Origin of the sequence: Salinicola sp. DM10 (assembly GCF_017306975.2) — a bacterium.
In the GTDB taxonomy this organism is placed as follows: domain Bacteria; phylum Pseudomonadota; class Gammaproteobacteria; order Pseudomonadales; family Halomonadaceae; genus Salinicola.
Map to the genome: position 1 here is coordinate 303,646 of NZ_JAFLEN020000001.1, position 22,139 is coordinate 325,784.

A 22,139-nucleotide genomic window follows, 5' to 3' on the forward strand; every position below is an offset into this window, starting at 1 on the left:
GGGAGGAGCCGAGATGACGACACTGAAGGCGTTCTGGCGCGGTATCGAATGGATCATCGCGCTGTTGATGTTACTCACCATGGTGCTGGTCTTCGTCAACGTGGTGCTGCGCTATGGCTTCTCCTCGGGGTTGCGCTCGGGGATCGAGCTGTCGCGGCTGGGCTTTGTCTGGATCGTGATGCTCGGCGCCTCGCTGTGCCTCAAGGAGGGCGAGCACCTGGCAGTGTCCGAACTGTTTGATCGTCTGCCGCGGGGGCTGCGCAGAATCGTCGGGCGGCTCGCGTGGCTGGCGATTCTGGTCGCCTCGCTGATGCTGCTGGTCGGCTGCTGTCGCCAGACCATGGCCAACTGGCACAACATCTCGCCGCTCACCGGGCTGCCCACGGCGCTGTTCTATCTCGCCGGCGTGGTCTCGGGAGCGCTGATGAGCGTGACCGCCGCCCTCGGCGCCGTACTGCCCGGGGGGCCTGACGCACCGGGGGCACCGGAAGCCCACCATCACGCCAGCGCAGCCGAGGAGACACGGCCATGACTCTGGGACTCTTCCTGGCGGTGCTGATCGGCACCATTCTGCTGCGCCTGCCGGTGGCGTTCGCGCTGCTCGCGGCGGCGGTGGCGCTGATGCTGCACATGGGGCTGTTCAGCGCCGACATCCTGGCCCAGTCGCTGATCAACGGCGTCGATAACTTCGCCCTGCTGGCGATTCCATTCTTCATGGTCGCCGGCGAAGTGATGGCGGTCGGTGGGCTCTCCGATCGCATCGTGCGCCTGGCGATGACGCTGGTCGGCCACTGGCGCGGCGGTCTCGGCTATGTCGCCATCCTCACCTCGCTGCTGCTGGCAGGGCTTTCCGGCTCGGCGGTGGCGGATGCGGCGGCGCTGGTCAGTATCCTCTATCCGATGATGCGCAAGAGTGGCTATCCGGCTTCGCGCTCGGTGGGGCTGCTGGCCGCCGGCGGCATCATCGCCCCGGTCATCCCGCCGTCGCTGCCGCTGATCATTCTCGGGGTGGCGGGCAACCTGTCGATCGCCAAGCTGTTCATCGGCGGCATCGTGCCGGGTCTGTTCATGGGGCTGGCGCTGATGATCACCTGGCGGGTGATGATGCGCCGCTCGGACCTGGCCCCACAGCCCCGCGCCAGCCGCGGCGAGCGTCTCAAGGCGCTGCGCGAGAGCGTGTGGGCGCTGCTGCTGCCGTTGATCATCATCGTCGGTATCCGCTTCGGCGTGTTCACCCCGACCGAAGCCGCGGTGGTCGCGGCGGTCTACGCCATTCTGGTCTCGGCGCTGGTCTACCGCGAGCTGAGCCCGCGCAAGCTGCTCGGCGTGCTGATCCGGGCGGGGCGTTCGACGGCGCTGGTGATGTTCCTGGTGGGCGCGGCGATGGCCGCCTCCTGGGTGATCACCATCGCCCAGCTGCCGCAGCAGCTTGCCGCCATGCTCGGGCCGCTGGTCGAGCATCCAATCCTGCTGATGGCGGCGATCATGCTGGTGGTACTGCTGGTGGGCATGGTCATGGATCTGGCCCCGGCGATCCTGATTTTGGTGCCGCTGTTCATGCCGCTGGTGATCCAGGCCGGGATCGACCCGATCTATTTCGGCCTGATGTTCGTGATCAACTGCTGCATCGGCTTGATCACGCCGCCGGTGGGCACCGTGCTCAACGTGGTCTGCGGGGTGGGCAACACCTCGATGAGCGAAGCCGTGCGCGGCGTATACCCCTTCGTACTGGTCTATATCGGTCTGCTGGCGCTGTTCGTGCTGGTGCCGCAGATCATCACGGTGCCGATGCATTGGCTGATCGGCTAGGCAAGAGCAAGGAGACGATGACAATGAACAAGAAACTGCTGGGAATGGCATCCATGCTGTGCGGTCTGGCGCTGCTGTCGACCACCGCCACCGCAGCCACCACGTTGCGTTTTGCTCACCCCGCGCCGCAGAGCGACCTGCAACAGGTGCTGGCCGAAGCCTTCAAGAAAGAGGTGGAGCGCGAGAGCGACGGCGAGCTTCAGGTACAGATATTTCCCAACGGCCAGCTCGGCAACGATGCCCAGATGATCGACGGCACCCGTTCGGGGATCATCGATATCACGCTGTCGGGGCTCAACAACTTCACCGGCCTGGTGCCGGAAGCGGCGGCTTTTACGCTGCCGTTCATGTTCCCGGACCATGAGGCCGCCTACCGCGCGCTGGATGGCAAGCCGGGGCAGCAGGTGATGGCCAAGCTCGGCGAGTTCGGTCTCGAGGGGCTGGCGTTCCCCGAGAACGGGTTTCGCGAAATGACCAACAATCGTGGCCCGATCCGCGAGCCCAAGGACCTCGAGGGCCTGCGCATGCGCGTCAACAACTCCATCGCGCTCAACGACATGTTCGAGCTGCTCGGCGCCAACCCGCAGCAGATTCCGGTCAACGAGCTCTACACCGCGCTCGAAACCGGTGTCGTCGACGCCCAGGATCACCCGCTGGGGATCGTGGTGTCGTTCAACTTCAATGAGGTGCAGAAGTATCTATCACTCACCAATCACGCCTATGCCGCGCTGACGCTGGTGATGAACAAGCGGCGGTTCGACGGCCTGACCCCGGCGCAGCAGCAGATCGTGCGCAAGGCGGCGTCGGACGCCACCCGCATGCAGCGAGAGATGAACATCCAGCGCAGCGAATCCATGGTCCGCGAGCTCGAGCAGAAGGGCATGCAGGTGAACCGGGACGTCGATACCACAGCCTTCCAGCAGGCGGTGAAGCCGGTGTGGGACAAGTTCATCGAAGCGCACGGCGAGGCGATGATCGACGCCATTCAGCAGGCCTCCGGCCAGGCACAGTCTGACGCAGAGACCCAGAGCTGAGGTCGGCTCGCGGAGCCGAAGTGAGTGCAAAACGCCGGCTTCCCGCATCGCGGGTGGCCGGCGTGCCGCTAGTAACTATACCTCGATGAGGGCGGAGGCCAGCGCCGAGCCGCTCTCGAACCAGCGATCCGCCGGCCAGTCGGCGGTAGGCTCGTCTTCGGGGATATAGCCGTAGCGCACGGCAACCGCGGTCATACCGGCGCGCTGGGCCGCTTCCATGTCACGCCGATGATCGCCGATATACCAGCAATCCGCCGGGGCGACGCCCAGCTCGCGGGCCGCGAACCACAGCGGCTCCGGGTCGGGCTTGCGCACCGGCAGATCGTCGGCGCACACCAGGACACCGGGGCTCAGCGCCAACGCTTCCACCAGCGGCGCGGCATAGCGGCGCGGCTTGTTGGTGACGATTCCCCAGGGGCGCCCGTTCGCCTGCCACGTTTCGAGCAGCGGCATCAGCCCGTCGAACACGCGGCTGTGCTCGGCCACCGCCTCACCGTAGCGTGCCAGCAGATAGTCGCGCGCCGCGGCGTGATCGGGGTGCTCCAGCGACAGCCCCAGGGCCAGGGTGACCAGGGCGCTGCCGCCGTTGGAGACCTGGGCACGCAGGGTCTCATAGGGCAGGGGAGCCAGGCCGTGGTGGTCTCGCAGGCGGTTGGTCGCCGCCGCCAGGTCCGGCGCGGTGTCGACCAGGGTGCCGTCGAGATCGAACAGCAGGCCGGCGGGCGGTGCCGGCTGGCTCATGCCGACGTCTCCGCAGGGTAAGGCTCGTCGTTTTCTCCGGCCTCGCCGCCGCCCCACTGGGGGGTGACGTGGACCATGTAGTTAACCGACACGTCGTGTGGGTCGAGACGATAATGGCGGGTGAAGGGGTTGTAGGTGAGCCCGGTCTGGTCGCGCAGGCGCAGCCCGTGCTCGCGGCACCATGCCGAGAGTTCGGAGGGCCGGATCAGCTTGTGGTAATCGTGGGTGCCTCGCGGCAGCAGCCTGAGCACGTATTCGGCGCCGATGATGGCGAAGACGTAGGACTTGGGATTGCGGTTGATGGTCGAGAAGAAGAGGTGGCCGCCGGGCTTCACCAGCTTGGCGCAGGCTTCCACCACTGCGCCCGGGTCGGGCACGTGCTCGAGCATTTCCAGACAGGTGACGACATCGAATTCGCCCGCATGGGCCTCGGCCATCGACTCAACGCTTGCGTGGCGGTAGTCGACCTCGACCCCGGACTCCTGCTGGTGCAGGCGTGCCACCGCCAGCGGCGCTTCACCGAGATCGATGCCGACGACATCGGCACCGCGCTGGGCCATGGCCTCGCTGAGAATGCCGCCGCCGCAGCCGACATCCAGCACGCGCTTGCCGGCCAGTGCCACGTGGCGATCGATGAAGCCCAGACGCAGCGGGTTGATATCGTGCAGCGGCTTGAAGTCGCCTTCTCGATCCCACCACCGGCTCGCCAGCGCGTCGAACTTGGCGATTTCGGCGTGATCGACGTTGTCGTGTTGCGATTGTGCCATGCAGAGATTCCTTGCACTCGAGAGACTGACAGTGCCCCGGGCCGGGGCAGCATGGGCGTCGCCGCCATCCTGGCGGCGGCGCCTGGCGAATTGGAGGCATAGTCTACTATGGACGCAGACGTTGCTGGGCGCCATGCGGGGATAAAACCCCAGGGCGTTCGCTCGCAAGACGCTGTTACGCGACACCGGGTGTCGACATTCTGCGACTGTGCTTTCGGCGCTCGCGCCGTTAAGCTACGGCGACAGGGGTCAGACGACCCGATAGCGATCGACACGCTTTTGCACGCGGCGCGAAGCAAGGGTTCGTACGAACTATCACACCCAGGAAGGGAAGGAATAACACGATGATTCGCAAGGCTGTATTGCCCGTTGCCGGCTTCGGCACCCGCTGCCTGCCGGCGTCCAAGGCGATCCCCAAAGAGATGATCACCATCGTCGACAAGCCGGTGATCCAGTACGTGGTGAGCGAGGCGGTCAAGGCAGGGATCAAGGAGATCGTGCTCGTCACCCATTCGTCCAAGAGCGCCATCGAGAACCACTTCGATAAGCACTTCGAGCTCGAGACCCAGCTCGAGGCCAAGGGCAAGCAGGCGCTGCTCGACGAGCTGCGCAACATCATTCCCGACGACGTCAACATCATCAGCGTGCGCCAGCCGGAAGCGCTCGGTCTGGGCCACGCCATCCTGTGCGCGCGCCCGGTGGTCGGCGACGAGCCTTTTGCAGTGCTGCTGCCGGACGTGCTGATCGACGACGACAACGCGCCGCAGAACGATCTGGCCGGGATGATCGCGGCCTATGAGGCGAGCGGCAAGGCGCAGATCATGGTCGAGACCGTGCCCCATGAGCTGACCTACAAGTACGGCATCGTCGCACTCGAGGGTGACGAACCGGTTGCAGGGCAGAGCGCGCCGCTGACCGGCGTGGTCGAGAAGCCCAAGGTCGAGGAGGCGCCGTCGACGCTGGCGGTGATCGGGCGCTATCTGCTACCCGGCGAAATCTTCCCGCTGCTGGCCGAGACCCGGCCGGGCGCCGGTAACGAGATCCAGTTGACCGACGCCATCGAGGCGCTGCGCCGTGAGTCCGGTGCCGAGGCCTACCGCATGCAGGGCCAGACCTACGACTGCGGCAGTCAACTGGGCTATCTGGAAGCCACCTTGGCGCTGGGGCGCAAGCACCCGACACTGGGTGAAGGTTTCCGCGAATTGGTCAAGCAATACGCAGCCGAGGAATAACGCCATGCGGGTGGTCGTACACGGTAGCGAACTGGCAGCGGCCACCGCCGCTGCGGCACTCTGCTCGGTAGGGCATCAGGTGACCTGGATGCCCCATGCCGACTTTCCCTGGGAGAGCCTCTCCCGGGCGGACTGGCTGATCAGCGAGCCGGGCTTGAAGGATCAGATTCTCGCCGGCGAAGCCTCAGGGCAGCTCACCATTGTCGATCGGGTGGGTCCGGAGAGCGATGCCGAGGTGCACTGGCTGGCGCTGTCGCCGGATCAGCGCGAGGCCGCCGAGCGCTATGTCGAGGAGGTGCCAGGGCGGCAGACGACGCCCCTGGTGATCGTCAACAACTCGACCTTCCCCGTGGGGCAGACCGAAAAGCTGGAAGCGCGGCTGGGCCACGCCAGCCAGATCGCCGTGGCGCTGCCGGATCGGCTTGAGGAAGGGCGTGCCTGGGACACCTTCACCCGCCCGGCACACTGGCTGCTGGGTAGCGAGGACGAGTGGGCGACCCAGCAGATCCGTGAGCTGCTGCGCGCCTTCAGCCGGCGTCACGAGGTCTATCAGCTGATGCCGCGCAAGGCCGCCGAGCTGACCAAGCTGGCGATCAACGGCATGCTGGCCACGCGTATCAGCTTCATGAACGAGCTGGCGGGGCTCGCCGACTCCCTCGGGGTCGACGTCGAGTATGTGCGCCAGGGCATGGGCGCCGATACCCGTATCGGTTTCGAGTATCTCTATCCCGGCTGTGGTTTCGGCGGCCCCAACTTCTCCCGCGACCTGATGCGGCTGGCCGATGTGCAGCACTCCACCGGACGCGAGTCGCATCTGCTCGAGCACGTGCTCGACATCAACGAGAGCAAGAAGGAAACGCTATTCCGCAAGCTGTGGAATCATTTCCAGGGCGAGCTGGAAGGGCGCACGATCGCCATCTGGGGCGCGGCCTTCAAGCCGGGTACCGCGCGTATCGACCAGGCACCGGTGCTGACCATCCTCGAGGCGCTGTGGGCCCAGGGCGTCAAGGTCAAGCTCCACGATCCGGCGGCCCTCCACGCGCTGGCGGAACTCTATCCGGCGCATCCGCAGCTCGAACTCGTCGAGGGCGACTTCTACGCCGCCTGCGAAGGCGCCGACGCGCTGATGCTGGTCACCGAGTGGAAGTGCTACTGGAACCCGGACTGGCGCCGTCTGCTGCAGGCGCTGAAGACGCCGCTGATCCTCGATGGGCGCAATATCTTCGATCCCACCTACGTGGCTTCCCGCGGTTTCGTCTATCGCGGTATCGGCCGTCGCGCCTGACGCTACCCACGGCCACCGCCGATGACGGTGGCCGTGGCCTCATTCGGCGTGTGGCATGGCCTGCGCGCTCACGGGTGACAGGCCGAGCAGCAGCGTGACCGTTTCCCAGTTGAGCCGCGACCACAGCGCCGTGAAGTAGGCGCTGCGGTCGTCGCCGAAGTCGATGCGATACGCCTCCTCACACAGGGCGATGGCCAGCAGCGGCTTGATCCCCGAGGGCATGTCCCCCGCAGGCGTCTCCCTCAGTGTCAGGGTTTCGTCCGAGGCCACGCCCAGCCAACTGAAGCCTCCTGACGCGGACGCGACCACGCGCTGTCTCCAGGTCGACTCGAACCGTTCCCAGTCACCGAAATCGTGTGCCAGCCGGGCCTTCAACCCTGCCTCGGGCGCTGCCGGACGCGCCGCCAAGCCGTGCCAGAACAGCGTCATGCCCCAGGCCTGGACCGCCGCCGGGCGCAGCTGCGCGGGGCCTTCGGCGGCAAGCGTCGCCAACGAGCGCGGGTCATCGGCGGCCAGGGCCGCGTTCAGGGTCGTCAACTGCTGACGGTGATAGTGGCTGTAGAGCAGATCGATCTGGGCCCGTGACAGCGCCGGCTCCAGCGAGTGGCGCTCGAAGGGTAGCGCGGGGAGTTCGAATCGGACGTCGGGCGTCGCTGTCGTCGGCATGGGGCTCCTGGTGGTAGCGGTGAAGCGTGTGGGTGAGAGATCATGTGCCTGTGGCATGTGGTTTTAACTGTGGCCGTGAAACGCGCTGGCTAGCATGCCTGGCAAGCGCTGCCAAGCCTAGGCTTGCGGGGCGCTTTCACGTAACGTGACGCAGTGAGCGCCGGGGTCGCCCGCGTCGGCTGCGCGGCGCTCACCCCAGATCTCAAAGGAGACGCTGAATCCAGCATGCAGCGTCTCCCAAGTCTGCATCTTCATCGTTAAGGTACAAGACGGCAATGCCCCCCAATTCCGACGAGGCGCGCACCGCGCAGACGATCGTTCCCGACCGCGGCGATATGAGCGGGCGCCGCGCTGGCCCGCGTGGCAGCCATGGCGCTGGTGCGTCTGCCGGGCGCCGGCCACCGCGGGTCTGGCCCTTGTGGTGCCTGACGCTGCTGCTCGGCGGCGCGCTCGCCGCCGGCGGCTGGCAGTACTGGCAGGACCGGCAAACCTTCGAGGCGCGACTCGCCAAGCTCAATCAGCGCCTCGACGCCACGGGCAATACCCTGGACGCCTCGGGCGAGAGCCTGCGCGGCGAGTTCGACCGCCTACGCGGTCAGCTCGAGGCCACCCGCGCCGCTGTCGGCAGCCTCGAGACCCGGGTCGCCCAGGGTTCTAGCGACGATCTCGAGACGCGCCTGGCCGCGCTGAAGAGCGGCCTGGACGACCAGCAGGGCGTCATCGCGGCGCTGCAGACCTCGCTCTCGGCGCTGGAGAGTACCGCCAAGGATGCCCGTGCGACGCTGGCCACCCGCCTGCAGACGCTGAGCGACGCCCAGCAGCAGCAGGCGACACGGCTTGCCGAACAGGATCAGACCTTGGACGAGAACGCCAAGTCGGATCAGGCGCTGGTGGCGCGAGTGGACACGCTGGCCCAGACTCAGAAGGCGCAGGCCGAGGCACTCGAGGCGGCGCCCGGTGCAGATCTGTCAAAGCGCGTCGATCAATTGAGCACTCAGCTGGCCGACATCGACCAGCGGGTCGACGATGTCGCCGCGCGCAAGGTGCCCTCGGCGCAGTCGATCGAGCAGTTACGTAGCGCCGTGGCGGAACTTCGCCAGGGTCAGACCGCTCTTAGTGCAGGGATCGAATCGCTGCAGTCGCGCCTTGCCAATCTGCCCAAAGGAGTTAGCAGCGCGCAGATAAAGACCTTGAACGAGCGCATCGCCTCCCTGGAGGCGAGCCGTGCCCAGCTGACGCGGCGCGTCACCGGTCTGATCACCGACGTTTCTCAACTGCAGCGCCGCGGAGGCTGATGCATGCCCCAGCTCAAGGTCCTACGGACGGGACTGACGCTACTCACGCTACCCATCGTCACACTCCCCCTTGCAAGTCAGGCCTGGGCGCTGGATGTGGAGGTGAAAGGCATCAGCGGCGCGCCGGCCGACAATATCGTCAATATCCTCTCCGAGCTGGAACCTGACAGCCAAGCCACCCGCGAGCGCCTCGACGGCGTGGTACGTCAGCGCGCCGAGCAGGCGCTGCAGGCTTACGGCTACTACGGCGCGACCCTGGCCACTCACTACCCGGACAAGGACAACGCGCGGGTGGTGATCGACGTCAAGCCCGGCGAGCGCACCCGCATCACCCAGGTCGATGCCGAGCTCGAGGGCGATGCCCGCCAGGATGACGCCTTCACCAAGGTCATGGTGGACAACCCGCTCAAGGTCGGCGATCCGCTGGTGCACTCGCGCTACGATGGCTTCAAGAGTCGGCTCTCGACGCTGGCGCTGGAACGCGGCTATTTCGATGCGCGATTCAGCCAGCAGCGTATCGAGGTCCGCCCCTGGGAGGAGAGTGCGCGCATCTATCTCGAGCTCGACAGCGGCACCCGCTACCGCTTCGGCCACGTGCACTTCCGCGGCAGCCAGATCGAGCCCGAGCGGCTGCGCAACCTGGTGCCGTTCGCCCCGGGCGACCCGTATATCGCCGGCGACCTCGCCACGCTCAATCAGAACCTCGGCCAGACCGACTGGTTCCGTGGTGTCGCGGTGCGCCCGCGGGTCAACGAGGATACGCCCTCGTTCGCGCCCAGCCTGTGGTGGCAGGAGGCGACCGGGCGCGATACCACCGCGGACACCTCCCGCGTGCTCGGCGGCCCGGGGCTGCGCGCCGCGCGCGAGCTGACCGATAGCCAGCCCAAGATAGTGCCGGTGGATGTCGAAGTGACCCCGGCCGATCGCCATCAGTTCGAGGTGGGTATCGGCTACGCCACCGACGTGGGCCCGCGTACCCAGTTCTCGTGGACCATGCCGTGGCTCAACCGCTACGGCCACAGCCTGACCAATTCGCTCTATCTCTCTTCGCCGGAGCAGCGCTTCTCGGGCGAGTACACCATTCCCCTGGCCAACCCGCTGCGCGATAGCTACCACCTGCGCTACGGCCTGGAGAGCGTCGACAACGAGGACACCAAGAGCTTCGAGAGCTCGGTGCAGCTGGCGCGGCACTGGGAGTTCGCCAATGGCTGGAGTCAGGATCTCTACTGGCAGACCACCTACGAAGACTTCACCCAGGCCGATCAGGACGACGCGGTACTGCTGCTCTATCCCGGGATCAGCTGGTCACGCACACGCAAGCGCAATCCGACCTTCCCCAGCTGGGGGGACCGGCAGCAGCTCACGCTGGAGTGGTCGGACCCCGCCTGGGGCTCGGACGCGCGCTTCGTTAGGACCACCTTCAGCACCCAGTGGATTCGTATGCTGGGCAGCGAGAACCGCTTCCTGTGGCGCCTCGGTGGCGGCGCCATGGCTACCGATACCTTCGACAAGGTGCCGCCATCGCTGCGCTTCTTCGCCGGTGGCGACCAGAGCATCCGCGGCTACAGCTATGAGAGCCTGTCACCGGAGAACGCCGACGGCGAGCTGCTCGGCGGCCAGCAGATGCTCACCGGCAGCCTCGAGTATCAGCGCCACCTGAGCGGCAACTTCTGGGGCGCGAGCTTCATCGACAGCGGCAACGCCTTCGACGACTGGTGGCCGAACACGCTCAAGACCGGTGCCGGTCTGGGCATTCGCTGGATATCACCCGTGGGGCCGATTCGCTTCGATATCGCCCATCCGTTTGACGACGAGGAGGACTCTTGGCGTCTCCATTTCTCCATCGGACCGGAGTTCTGATTCGGCTCGCGTTCTGGCTGCTACTGTGGCTGCTGGGACTGGTACTGCTGCTCGCGGGCGTGGCGCTGTCATCCTGGGGCTCGCAGTGGCTATTCGAGCAGGCGCAGTCGCGCGGGTGGGTTCAGGCAACGCGCTTCGAGGGCGCGCCGCTCGACGAGTTGACCATCGACGATCTGGCGCTCGACGCCGGCCCGCTGTCGCTGCGGGTGGCGCACCTGCACCTCGCATGGGGTGACGACTGCCTGTGGAAAGGGCGGCTGTGCCTCGACGACCTCACGCTTTCCGGTGCGCGCATTCGCCTGGCGGCCAGCGAGACCCAGGCGCCGCCGCCGCAAGAGGACAGCGGTGGGGCGCTGGGGCCGATTGCGGTGCCGCTGCCGATCGAGATCCGTCAGGTACGTCTGAACGACGTGGGGGCCGAACTCGCCGACGGCACCGCGCTGCACTGGGATCACTTCCAGACCGGCGCCAGCATGCAGGGCAACCGGCTGACGCTGTCGCCGACGACCCTGGCGGGCGTCGATATCACGCTGCCTGCGGCCACCGATGACGGTCTATCGAAGACGCTGGCGCAGGCCTCGCTGGGCGATGGCGTGATCAGCCCCGCGGCGCTGGCGGCGGCCGAGAGCCTCTACCCGTCGACATCCCCGGCGCGCGCCGCCACGGCGTCAGCCAGTGCGAGCGAGGCGTCCGACGGGCGGACGCCAGCGACGGCCGGCAGCAAGGTAAGCGCCGATCAGACACCGTCTAGCGCCACACCGTTGCAGACATTACCCCCGCTGGTGCTGTCGCCGCTGACGCTGGCCGCGGCGGCCAATGTGGCGGCGGCGACGGACACCGCCGATCCGCGGGTCGCGGCAATCGAGGACCAGCTCCAGGCGCTGCGCCAACAGTTGCCCAAGTTTGCGCTGCCGCTACAGCTGGAGGTGCCCAGTCTGACGATCCGCGACGTCAGCCTGAACGGGCCCACGCCGCAGCGGCTCGATCGCCTGACGTTGTCGTTGGCGGCGGTCGATCGCCAGTTGGAGATTCGTCGCCTGACCCTCGATTCGCCGGATGGCCAGGCCGAGCTCAGCGCCCGGGTCGAGCTCAGCGGTGACGTGCCGATCGCGCTGTCGCTGCGTAGCCGTATCACCCGCGCCCCTCTCTATGGCCAACAGACCACCCTCGACGTCTCCGGCACGCTGGCCGATCTGGACCTGACGCTGCATACCCGCGGCGTCGCCGAGGCCACGTTGAAGGCGCGGCTGCAAGCCTTTGCCCCGGGGCTGCCGTTCACCCTCGAGCTGAACGGCCAGGACCTGCGCTGGCCGCTCGCGCAGCAGCCGTTCGCCGCGTTCCGCGCGCTCCCCGGCGCGCTCAATGCCAGTGCCATCCGTAGTGCCCGCGATCTCGCCGGCGTCGCGCCAGCGCCTGCGTCGGCGCCACAGTATCGGCTCGACAGGCTGGCACTGTCGCTGTCGGGGTCGTTGGCGGCCTACCAGGCGCGGCTCGATCTCGCCGGGCAGGGCCAGGGCCTGCCGCCGGTCACCCTCGGCGTGCGTGGTGAGGGCGACCTGCAGGCATTCCACTGGCAGCCGCTCGAGGTCGCCAGCGACGGCGGCGAACTGCGCAGCCAGGGTAGCGTGCGCTGGTCACCGCTGCTCTCGGCCAACTTGAGCCTCGACCTCAGCCGGCTGCCGCTGGAAGCCTTCACCCAGGCCGTCACCGGGCAGCTCAACGGTCAGGCCCGGGCCGCCTTCGCCATGGGCCACGACGGCGGCTGGCAGCTGGCACTGCCACAGCTCGACATCGACGGTCGCCTGCAGCAGCGCGAGCTGCGCCTGGCGGCGAGCCTCGACGGCAACAGCGACATGGCCTGGCACATTCGCCAGCTGGACCTGCGTCAAGGGCGTAACCGGGTAACGGCGACAGGCAGCATCGACCACACGTTGAACATCGACGGGCGTATCGACGCTCCTGCGCTGGGCACGATTCTGCCTCAGCTGGCCGGCGCGCTGCGCGGCCAGTTCCAGGGTCGTGGCACGCTCGACAAGCCGAGCGTGACGCTCGACCTCAACGGCAGCGGCGTTGCCTATGGCGACAATCGCGTGGGGCAGCTGGCGCTGAAGGCCAATAGCACCGGCACTGCGGACCCGCAGTTCGACGTCGATCTGCAGGCGGCGGATATCGCCGCCGCCAATCAGCAGATTCGCCGCCTCGAGCTGGGTCTCGACGGGCGGCTGTCGCAGCATAAGCTGTCACTCGACGTCACCGGCGGCGAAGGCCTGCCGGCATCGCAACTGGCATTGCGCCTGCGTGGCGGCCTGGACGACGCGCATCGCCACTATCGTGGCGCCCTGGCGTCGCTATCGGCGGCCACCGACTATGGCGATCTCGCGCTGCGCGACGCGCTCGATTTTAGCGCCGACCTCCAGGCCGCCAGTGTGACGCTGGCACCATTCTGTCTCGATCGCCGCCAGGGCGGCGCGCTCTGTCTGACCGAACGCATGACCGCCTCGGCCGACCAGGGACGGGCCGCGCTGTCGCTGGACGAGATTCCGATGGCGCTGCTGGATGACTTCATGCCCGAGGGCTGGCGGGTCGCCGGCAGCACCGCCGGCAAGCTCATCGCCAGCTGGTCGCGCGGTGGTCAGGCCTGGACCGCCAAGGCCGATATCGACGCCCAGGCCCAGGTCTCCGGGGTCGATGCCCGCGGGGCACCGTGGCAGGTACCGGCGGCGCGGGTGGCGTTGACCCTCGACGCCGATCAGCAGCGTGCGCGAACCGATGTCACCCTGAATCTTGCCGATGCCGGCCAGGTGCAGCTGCAGGCGCAGATCGACGACCCCGCCGGTGAGGGACGCTTGCAGGGCCGGCTCGCCGTCGATGATCTGCGTTTCTCGCCTTACCGCCCGCTGGTCGCAGGCATCAGCCAGCTGGAAGGGGCCATCAATGGTGACGTGGCGCTCGGCGGCAGCATCGCCGAGCCGGCGCTGAACGGCAACCTGGTGATCGACGGGGTCAAGGTCAAGGGGGGTGTGTCGCCGGTGGCGGTGACCGATGCCCGGCTGACGCTGGCGCTGGCCGGCCAGTCCTCGACCCTCGACGGCTACGTGCAGAGTGAGGATGGACGCTTGGCGCTAAGTGGTGATGCCGACTGGCAGGACCCCGCCGAGTGGCGCGCCAACGTCAATATCGACGGCAAGGAGCAGCCGATTCTGGTCGCCATGCCGGCCTACGGCCGCCTGCGCATCGCGCCGGACCTGCAGATCCGCGCCACGCCGCAGCGGCTGCAGGTGCGTGGCGATGTCAACGTGCCCTGGGCGCGCCTCGAGATCGGCCAGCTGCCGGCCTCGGCGCAGGTACCCAGCAGCGATACCGTGATCATCACCGAAGAGCAGGATCGCCAGCAGCAGGCAGCGGCCGCCGCGCGCGCCAACGACGAGGGGGCGGGCACTGCCCAGGCCCTGGCCGAGGCCGGCATGCAGCTCGATATCCGCGTCAAGCTGCACCTGGGGCCGGACATGAAGCTCGAAGCCTACGGGCTGAAGTCCGGGCTGCGCGGCGAACTCGAGATTCGCCAGGGCACCGGACCGGTGCAACTCTACGGCGATGTCAATCTGATCGGTGGCACCTATACCTCCTTCGGTCAGGATCTGATCATTCGCCAGGGGCAGGTGATCTTCAGCGGACCGGCGTCGCAGCCCAACCTGCAGTTCGAGGCGATCCGTAACCCCGACACCACCGAAGACGACGTGATCGCCGGGCTGCGGGTGACCGGCCCGGCCTCGGCGCCGCGTCTGACCATCTTCTCCGAGCCGGCGATGAGCGAGAGCCGCGCGCTCTCCTACATCCTGCGCGGGCGTGCGCCGGACGACAGCGGCGGCGGTGACGACGCCTTGACCTCGGCGCTGATCGGGCTGTCGTTGTCGCAGACCGGCAGTGCCGTCGGCAAGGTGGGCGAGAGCTTCGGGGTGCAGGATCTGAGCCTCGATGCCTCCGGCTCCGGCGACGATAGCCAGGTCGTGGTCAGCGGCTATGTCTTCGATGACTTGAAGGTGAGCTATGGCGTCGGCATATTCTCTCCCATCGCCGAGCTGACCCTGCGCTACCGCCTGATCCAGAATCTCTATCTGCAGGCGGTATCGGGGGCGTCACAGGCGCTGGATCTCATCTACACCTTCAGCCTGGGCCGCAGCGGCGGCCCCTGAGGATCGCGGCCACGCGCCGGCGCGGATGGGCAGGCTAGACATGCCGCCCACCCGCGACCACCAGGAGACACACCATGTTCAAGCAACGTCCCGCTACGCTACCCGATGCCAGCCAGGCCCTGCCGGGGCGCGACACGCCGCTGGCCATCAGCGGTGTGCATCGGGTCAACGGCGCCTCGATGGTGCCGCCGTTTCCCGCCGGCAGTCAGGAGATCGTGCTGGGTCTCGGCTGCTTCTGGGGCGCCGAGCGGCTGTTCTGGGAGCTCGATGGCGTACTGGTCACGGCGGTGGGCTATGCCGGCGGCATCACCCCTAATCCGACCTACGACGAGACCTGCACCGGGATGACCGGCCACGCCGAGGTGGTGCGGGTGGTGTTCGACCCCCAGCGGCTGTCGCTCGAGCAACTGCTGGCGGTGTTCTGGGAAGCCCACGATCCGACCCAGGGCATGCGCCAGGGCAACGATCTCGGCACCCAGTATCGTTCGGCGATCTATATCCTCGACGACGACCAGCGCGAGATCGCCGAGGCGAGCCGCGATGACTACGCCGAGGCGCTGGCCGCGCGCGGCCTGGGGCCGATCACCACCGAGATCGCCCCGCTGGAGACCTTCTATTATGCCGAGGAGTATCACCAGCAGTATCTGGCCAAGAATCCCAACGGCTACTGCGGGCTGAAAGGCACCGGCGTGAGCTGCCCGATCTCGGCCTGAGGAACTTCTCTACCCGAGGCCGATCAAGCACCGATCAACGCCTACCCATGCACGGGGCCGGTTAGACCGGCCTCGCTCAGCGATGCACGACTCTCTCCGCACTCGTCTTTCTGCACTTCTCTGCGCTGCGTTCACGCCTCGCGCTACTCAGCGATCCTCGAGCGCCGAATGCGGCGCCGGCGTCAGCGGCACCTACCGCTGCGGTATCCATGTCAGCAACTGCTGGCCAACGCGGCGCGATAGCCACGAGCTGAAGTGCCCGTCACGTCGCTCGATATAGCCTACGTGGCCGCCATGGCGCGCCACTTCCACACGCGTGCTCGCCGAGGGCACGGCAATTCGCGCCAGTAGATCGCTGGGCATGAACGGGTCGTCACTGGCATGCAGGATCAGCGTGGGCACCTCGATCTCGCCCAGCAGCGGGCCGGCCGAGGCGCGGCGATAGTAGTCGCTGGCCGAGGTGAAGCCGTGCAGCGGGGCGGTCACCGCGTCGTCGTAGTCCCAGAAGGTGCGCAGGGCGGCGAGCCGTTTGGGCGTCAGCGCCAGCGGGAAGGGGGCGCTGGCCATGCGCATCGCTACCTTGCGCTTGAGCTGGCCCAGCAGATAGCGCTGGTAGAGCCGTGCGGCACCACGATCCAGGGCATCGGCACAGGCGGCCAGATCGAGCGGGGCGTTGATGGCGATGGCGCCACTCAACCCCAGGTCGTCGCGGCCCTGTTCGGCGACCAGCTTGAGCAGCATGTTGGCACCCAGCGAGACGCCGGCGGCGACCATCGCCGCGTGGGGATAGCGCTGGGCGAGCAGGCCGATGAGCCAGTAGGCGTCCGCGGTATCGCCGGAGTGGTAGGCGCGGGGCAGGCGATTGGGCGCCGCCCCGCAGCCGCGGAAGTGCATCAACAGGGGCCGAAAGCCGAGCGTGCTCGCCTGGTAGAGCAGTTCACGCGCATAGGGTGAATCGAACGACCCTTCCAGGCCATGGAACAGCAGGAAGATCGGTGCCTCTGGATCCCGAGGGGCCGGTTCCGCCCAGGCCAGCTCGACGAAATCGCCATCGGGGAGATTGACCACTTCGGTGCGCTGAGCCAGCGCACGTTTGGGCAGCAGGCGCGGCAGCAGGGTCTGCAGATGGCGGTTGCGCAGTGCGGCGGGCGGATCGAAGGCCGCGGAGAACGCCCACGGCTGCCTGTCGGTCGCCATCACCGCGCGTCGAGCGCCGAGGCCGGGGTCAGGTTGGTATGCCCCTCGGCGGTGATCAGAACGTTGTCCTCGATGCGAATACCTCCGTGATCGGTGAGCCGGTCGACCCGATCCCAGTCGACCGCCTGGCGCTCGCTACCCTCGCGGAAGGGGGCGAGCAGGAACGGAATGATGTAGAGCCCGGGCTCGATCGTCACCACCATGCCGGGCGCCAGTGTCCGCGTCAGGCGCAGTGCCGGGTCAGGCGTCGGCGGTGGCAACGGGGTGCCGCTGGCATCACGCTGAAGACCACCGACATCGTGCACCTGCACGCCGAGGCTGTGGCCCAGGCCGTGGGGGCAGAAAGCCCGCGTCAGGCCGCTGGCCACCGCGGCCTCGGCGCTGCCCCGGACGATCCCGGTATCAGCCAGCAAATCGCCCAGGTAGTGGTGCATGCGCTGGTGCAGGTCGACGAAGTCGACTCCCGGCGCCAGCTCGGCGATCAGGCGTTGTTGAAACGCAGTGACTCCTTCGATCAGCGCCGCGAAAAGCGGGTCGGCATCGAGTGCCGCCCAGGTACGCGTGATGTCGGCGCAGTAGCCGGCGTGGCGGTGTCCGGCATCCACCAACAGCGAACGCAGAGGGTCCGGGGCCTCGGTGGCGTAGTGCTGGTAGTGCAGGGTAGCGGCGTGGGCGTTGATGCCGACGATGTTCTGATAGGGCAGTTCGCTTTCGCGCTGACGCGTAGCCGCGAGGTAGGCGAGTTGGATATCCAGCTCGCTGGCGCCGGCGGCGAACGCCTCGCGGGCCGCGGCGTGGCCGGCCAGGGCCTGCCGGTTGGCTAGGCGTAGGCAGTCACTCTCGTAGTCGTCCTTGTAGAGCCGCAGCTCATCCAGCGCGTGCAGCAGGCTGGGCGGATTGAGCGTGGCGGTGGCGGGCACGGCATCTTCAGGTACGTCGCCGAGCACCGCTACACGGGGGTGGGCGCCGATCAGCGCCCCCGCCGTGGTCGGCTGGGAGAGTGGGGTAGGATCGAGACACGCGGCGCGCACCCCCTGTGGCGGGGGTGTCGGCAGATGCCAGAAATCGGTCGGCGCGTAGTAGAACCAGCGCGGCGTGGTGCCGGGGGCGATCCACAGCCACTCATGCTGGTGGTGAGGGGCGCCGGTCCAGTGAACGAAATGCCCGAAAGCGCTGAAGCTGCTCTCCTGGTCATCGCCATGTTGAGGGCGAGCGTGGCCGCTGTAGATCAGCGCGGCATCGAAACCGCTGTGTTCGAGAAGCTCGGCGTAGGCTTGCTGCAGGCGGTCGAGGTGAGCCCGGTGGGCGCTATCGCGATCGGTGGAGGTCATCGAGTCCTTCCTGAAGTTGGGCCAGCGTGTCGTGAAGTGCCGGATGGCGGCCATCGTGACGAAAATAGAGACGAATCGACAGCGGCACGTCCCAGCGACGGTCGCCGGCGCGGGTCAGTTCGCCCTGGGCCAGCGCCTGGCGCACGGTGCGGAAGGGCAGCCAGCCCAGGCCATAGCCCTGCAGCACTAGCTCGCGGATATTGGAGGTCTGCACGCTCTCGTTGAGGGTACTCAGATGGACCTCCTGGCGCGAACGGTCACAGTGTGCCCTGAGCGCGGCGGCGATCAGTCCACTGGCATGATAGGCGATATGCGGCAGCGGGCGGCGCTTGTCACCGGGCAGGCTGAAGCGTGGCATGCCGGCGCCATCGGCGGCGCTCACCGGTACCAGCAGCTCCTCGCCCAGCGTCAGGTAGCGCAGGCCGCTCAGATCCAGGTCCAGGGCCATGCGCCCCTCGGGCCAGTAGCAGAGCGCCAGATCCACCTCGCCGCGTTCGAGCGCTTCGACATAGTCGCCGATCAGCCAGCTGGTGGCGCGCAGATAGGGCTCGATCCGGGCGTGGAGTGCGTGCTGCTCGAGCCACCCGGGCACGAAGTGGGTGAGCAGGCTCTGCGGTGCCGCCAGTCTGAGGCGCCGGGTGGCGTCGTGATGCAGATGCTGCAAGCGCTCGCGGGTCACCCGCACCCGCTCGGTGATCTGCTTGCACAGCGTCAGGAACTCTTCACCCGCCGGGGTCAGGCTGAGCGGCATCGTCTGGCGGTTGACCAGGGTCGCGTCCATCGCCTCCTCGAGCAGCTTGATGCGGCGCGAGAAGGTCGGCTGCGTCACGTTCTGCTGTTCGGCAGCCCGGGAGAAGTGGCGGGTTTCGGCCAAGACGATGAAGTCTTCCAGCCAGCGTAGTTCCATGCGGCTCTCTGTGATGAATCGAATTCAAGGGCGTGGCGCCGTCATGATCACGGTCGCGGGTGCGCCTCCGTGTCCATCCGGACCGCGTCCGCGTCGACGGTATGGCAGGCGACCGCGTGGCCGTCGCCAAGTGACGCCAGGCGTGGCGGTTCCCGCGCGCAGCGTGGCGTGGCCAAAGGGCAGTGCTGACGGTAGACGCAGCCCCCCGTGATCGATAAATCAGCGGACGTGTCGGTGCTGGCGGCGATGTGCTGAGCGCCAGCATCGTCGAAACGTGGCCGCGCTGCCAGCAGCGCCCGGGTGTAAGGGTGGCGTGGTGCAGCGAAGATCTGCGCCGCCGGCCCGACCTCGCACAGCGTGCCGCGGTAGAGCACGGCGACATGGGTCGCCAGATACTCGATCACGGCGAGATCATGGCTGATGAACAGATAGGTCAGGCGGCGGGCGAGCTGGGTGTCGACGAGCAGGTTGAGCACCTGAGCCTGGACCGAGAGATCCAGCGCCGACAGCGGCTCGTCGGCAACGATCAGTTCCGGTGAGACGCTCAACGCCCGGGCGATGGCCACGCGCTGGCGCTGTCCGCCGGAGAGCTCGTGGGGGTAGCGCTCACCCCAACCGCGATCGAGCCCGACGTCGCTCAACAGGGCTTCTACCCGCTCGCGCACCTGCTGGCGCGATGATTCCGGGAAGTGCACGCGGATCGGTTCTTCCAGTGCCTGGGCGATACGCAAGCGGGGATTGAGCGAGGCATAGGGGTCCTGAAAGATCATCTGCATGCGCCGGCGATAGCGCTGGCGCTGACGATCCTCGAGATGATCGATGCGCGTCCCTGCATAGTGCACCTCGCCTGCTTCTGGGGTCAGCAGCCCCATGATCAGGCGGGCCAGGGTCGACTTGCCGCTGCCTGACTCGCCCACCACGCAGAGCGCATCGCCGCGCCAGAGTGTCAGGCTGACCGCGTCCAGGGCCTGGATCTCCATAGGCCGGCGCCGGCCGAACACGCCCCGTGGCAGTCGATAGCGATGGCTCAGCCCGCGCACCTCGAGCAGCGGCTGCGTGATATCCGCGGGCTGGCCGAGGTCGCCGAGCGCGGATGCCGGGGTAGATGCGAGCGTGGAACGCATCTCAGCCGAGCGATTCATCGTGCACCTCCGTGGCGTCGATCGCCTCGTGATCGGTCATCTCGTGGTCGATCAATTGCGCCACCCAGTGGCAGGCGACTTCGCTGCCGCCGCTGGGGATGAGCCCGGGGGATATCCCCTCGCAGCGCCGGCGCAAATCGTCGTCCCCTGCATGACGGTAGCGGCAGCGCGGATGAAAGGTGCAGCCGGTGGGCGCTGCGCCAGGCGCGGGCGGGCTGCCGGGAATCGGGCGCAGCGGCGCCCGCGGCGGATACATCTGCGGCAGGGCATCGACCAGCGCCTGGGTGTAGGGGTGCTGGGGGTCGTTGATCACTTCGCGCGTCGGCCCGCTTTCGACCACCCGACCGGCATACATCACCAGCACGCGCTGGGTCAGCTGCTGGATCACCGCGAGATCGTGGGAGATGACGATCAGGCTCAGGTCGAGGGTCCGGCAGAGTGAGGTGAGCAGGGCGACGAGTTCGCCCTGAGTGGTGACATCCAGCGCGGTAGTGGGTTCGTCGGCGATGATGATGTCCGGGTCCAGCAGCAGCGCCATGGCGATCACCACGCGCTGACACTGGCCACCGGAGAGCTGGTGCGGATAGCGTGAAAGCTGACTCTCCGGCGCCTCGAGACCTACCTGGTGTAGCCGATGCAGCACCATCCTGCGCGCCAGACGTCGGGAAAGACGCCGATGGGCGCGCAGGGTCTCGTGCATCTGCTGGCCCACGGTGAACAGCGGATCGAGCGTCGCGCGAGGGTCCTGGAATATCACCGCCATGCGTCGGCCTCGAATGGCGCGCCAGCGCCGCTCGGAGAGTGTGGTCAATTCGCGCCCCTCGAGGCGGATGCGGCCGCTGGCGATGCGACCCGGTGGCGCCAGCAGATTGACCAGACTGAAGCCGAGCACCGACTTGCCCGCACCGGACTCACCGACGATGCCCAGACACTCGCCGCGCCCCAGGCGAAAGCTCACCCCGGCCACGGCCTCCAGCACCGTCCCGGGCAGCGTGAAGTGCACGCTGAGATCGTCGACTTCCAGCAGTGCCATGCGCGCTAGCCTCCCCTCGAGCTGGGTGCGACGGGCGTCCGATACGGGTCGAGATGCTCGCGCCAGGCGTCACCCAGCAGATTGACCGCCAACACCGTCAGCACCAGATAGGCCCCGGGCAGCAGAGTGATCCACCAGGCCCCGGACTGCAGATAGTCGAACCCGGACTTGATCAGCGACCCCAGCGACGGTTGGGTCTCGGGCAGACCCAGGCCGAGGAAGGAGAGCGCTGCCTCGGCCATGATCGCCTGTCCGATCTGGGACCCCGAGATCACCAGCAGCGCTGGCAGGGTATTGGGCAGCAGATGACGCAGCACGATACGGGTAGCCGAGAATCCCAGCACCCGCGCCGCCTCGATGTAATCCTTACGCTTTTCTGCCATCACGCTGGCGCGCACCGTGCGCGCATAGAGCGGCCACTCGCTGACACCGATAATCAGGATCAGCAGCCAGATACCGTAGTGGCCGTAGAAGGCGCCGCCGAAAGCGGCCTTGACCACGGCCCCGATCACGATTGCCATCATCAGCGTGGAAAACGCCAGCTGGACGTCCGCCCAGCGCATCAGCAGGGCATCGAGGCGCCCACCGCGATAGCCGGCGAGCAGCCCGAGGGTCACGCCCAGCAGCAGTTGCAGCAGTACCGCGCCGAAGCCGATCGCCAGCGACACCCGTGCACCGTAGAGCATCAGCGAGAGCAGGTCGCGTCCCTGAATATCGGTACCCAGTGGATGGCCGGGCAGGCTGCCGGCGAGCCACCCAGGCGGGCGCAGGGAGTCGCGCAGCTCGACCTGGGAGAGATCGTAGGGATCGCTGGGCGCGAGCCAGGGAGCCAATAGCGCCGCCCCCGCCAGGAACACGAACAGACCCAGGCATAGCCATAGCCGGCGACGCTGCGCGAGGCGGCGCAGCGCGCTTGTCAGCGGCCCCGACGACG

18 protein-coding genes are annotated in these 22,139 nt (G+C 67.4%); 9 read left to right on the forward strand and 9 right to left on the reverse strand.

What is annotated here, in order from left to right; translation table 11 throughout:
• Positions 1-13: 13 nt before the first annotated feature.
• From J0A90_RS01315 to J0A90_RS01325, 3 genes are read left to right on the forward strand one after another with little or no spacing between them, the layout of a single operon-like run.
• Positions 14-532 (forward strand): TRAP transporter small permease, encoded by a 519-nt coding sequence (locus J0A90_RS01315; RefSeq protein ID WP_207035523.1) that lies wholly within the window; start codon positions 14-16, stop codon positions 530-532.
• Positions 529-1,809: a TRAP transporter large permease gene (locus J0A90_RS01320; protein ID WP_035473411.1), complete on the forward strand. Its 1,281-nt coding sequence runs from the start codon at positions 529-531 to the stop codon at positions 1,807-1,809. The genes J0A90_RS01315 and J0A90_RS01320 overlap by 4 nt, the downstream gene beginning before the upstream one ends.
• 23 nt (positions 1,810-1,832) lie before the next feature.
• On the forward strand, positions 1,833-2,843 hold the full coding sequence (locus tag J0A90_RS01325) for a DctP family TRAP transporter solute-binding subunit (protein ID WP_207035524.1): 1,011 nt from the start codon (positions 1,833-1,835) through the stop codon (positions 2,841-2,843).
• Between the two features lie 75 nt (positions 2,844-2,918).
• Here the strand turns inward: J0A90_RS01325 and J0A90_RS01330 are convergent, their stop codons facing one another.
• Together J0A90_RS01330 and ubiG are read right to left on the reverse strand one after the other, a co-directional pair.
• On the reverse strand, positions 2,919-3,584 hold the full coding sequence (locus J0A90_RS01330; RefSeq protein ID WP_207035527.1) for an HAD-IA family hydrolase: 666 nt from the start codon (positions 3,582-3,584) through the stop codon (positions 2,919-2,921).
• A complete protein-coding gene (ubiG, locus tag J0A90_RS01335) occupies positions 3,581-4,351 on the reverse strand; it encodes a bifunctional 2-polyprenyl-6-hydroxyphenol methylase/3-demethylubiquinol 3-O-methyltransferase UbiG (RefSeq protein ID WP_207035529.1) in 771 nt (256 codons plus the stop codon). The genes J0A90_RS01330 and ubiG overlap by 4 nt, the downstream gene beginning before the upstream one ends.
• A gap of 344 nt (positions 4,352-4,695) precedes the next feature.
• On the opposite strand from ubiG, the gene galU reads away from it, so the two are divergent.
• Positions 4,696-5,583 (forward strand): UTP--glucose-1-phosphate uridylyltransferase GalU, encoded by an 888-nt coding sequence (gene galU / locus J0A90_RS01340; RefSeq protein ID WP_207035531.1) that lies wholly within the window; start codon positions 4,696-4,698, stop codon positions 5,581-5,583.
• Positions 5,584-5,587: 4 nt separating this feature from the next.
• Positions 5,588-6,868 carry a nucleotide sugar dehydrogenase gene (locus J0A90_RS01345; protein ID WP_207035533.1) on the forward strand — a complete coding sequence of 427 codons (1,281 nt, stop codon included), beginning with the start codon at positions 5,588-5,590 and terminating at the stop codon, positions 6,866-6,868.
• Positions 6,869-6,907: 39 nt separating this feature from the next.
• Here the strand turns inward: J0A90_RS01345 and J0A90_RS01350 are convergent, their stop codons facing one another.
• Positions 6,908-7,534: a superoxide dismutase gene (locus J0A90_RS01350; protein ID WP_207035535.1), complete on the reverse strand. Its 627-nt coding sequence runs from the start codon at positions 7,532-7,534 to the stop codon at positions 6,908-6,910.
• A gap of 275 nt (positions 7,535-7,809) precedes the next feature.
• Between J0A90_RS01350 and J0A90_RS01355 the strand changes: the two genes are divergently transcribed.
• The 4 genes from J0A90_RS01355 (at position 7,810) to msrA (ending at position 15,595) form a co-directional block, all read left to right on the forward strand.
• The gene (locus tag J0A90_RS01355; RefSeq protein WP_207035536.1) at positions 7,810-8,829 is read left to right on the forward strand and encodes an ATP-binding protein; all 1,020 of its coding nucleotides are present in this window, start codon (positions 7,810-7,812) and stop codon (positions 8,827-8,829) included.
• Positions 8,830-8,832: 3 nt separating this feature from the next.
• Complete coding sequence (locus J0A90_RS01360) at positions 8,833-10,689, forward strand: autotransporter assembly complex family protein (protein ID WP_207035538.1); 1,857 nt, start codon at positions 8,833-8,835, stop codon at positions 10,687-10,689.
• Positions 10,653-14,882: a translocation/assembly module TamB domain-containing protein gene (locus tag J0A90_RS01365; protein ID WP_233076404.1), complete on the forward strand. Its 4,230-nt coding sequence runs from the start codon at positions 10,653-10,655 to the stop codon at positions 14,880-14,882. Before J0A90_RS01360 ends, J0A90_RS01365 begins: the two co-directional genes overlap by 37 nt.
• A gap of 74 nt (positions 14,883-14,956) precedes the next feature.
• Positions 14,957-15,595, forward strand: a complete 639-nt coding sequence (gene msrA / locus J0A90_RS01370) for a peptide-methionine (S)-S-oxide reductase MsrA (protein ID WP_207035540.1) — start codon at positions 14,957-14,959, stop codon at positions 15,593-15,595.
• A 192-nt stretch (positions 15,596-15,787) separates the two neighbouring features.
• Here msrA and J0A90_RS01375 read toward each other — a convergent pair whose 3' ends face one another.
• Genes J0A90_RS01375 through J0A90_RS01400 form a run of 6 tightly spaced genes read right to left on the reverse strand, consistent with a single transcriptional unit; the run spans position 15,788 to position 22,125 of the window.
• Entirely contained in the window at positions 15,788-16,792 is a 1,005-nt protein-coding gene (locus J0A90_RS01375) for a hydrolase (protein WP_207035542.1), read from the reverse strand.
• Positions 16,792-18,123 (reverse strand): Xaa-Pro dipeptidase, encoded by a 1,332-nt coding sequence (pepQ, locus tag J0A90_RS01380; RefSeq protein ID WP_207035544.1) that lies wholly within the window; start codon positions 18,121-18,123, stop codon positions 16,792-16,794. The genes J0A90_RS01375 and pepQ overlap by 1 nt, the downstream gene beginning before the upstream one ends.
• Positions 18,101-19,030 carry a LysR family transcriptional regulator gene (locus J0A90_RS01385; protein ID WP_207035546.1) on the reverse strand — a complete coding sequence of 310 codons (930 nt, stop codon included), beginning with the start codon at positions 19,028-19,030 and terminating at the stop codon, positions 18,101-18,103. Before J0A90_RS01385 ends, pepQ begins: the two co-directional genes overlap by 23 nt.
• Before the next feature lie 47 nt (positions 19,031-19,077).
• Positions 19,078-20,172, reverse strand: coding sequence for an oligopeptide/dipeptide ABC transporter ATP-binding protein (locus tag J0A90_RS01390; protein WP_207035547.1), 1,095 nt, complete (start codon positions 20,170-20,172; stop codon positions 19,078-19,080).
• Complete coding sequence (locus tag J0A90_RS01395) at positions 20,156-21,205, reverse strand: ABC transporter ATP-binding protein (protein ID WP_207035549.1); 1,050 nt, start codon at positions 21,203-21,205, stop codon at positions 20,156-20,158. Before J0A90_RS01395 ends, J0A90_RS01390 begins: the two co-directional genes overlap by 17 nt.
• 5 nt (positions 21,206-21,210) lie before the next feature.
• Positions 21,211-22,125 (reverse strand): ABC transporter permease, encoded by a 915-nt coding sequence (locus tag J0A90_RS01400; protein ID WP_233076637.1) that lies wholly within the window; start codon positions 22,123-22,125, stop codon positions 21,211-21,213.
• Positions 22,126-22,139: the final 14 nt, after the last annotated feature.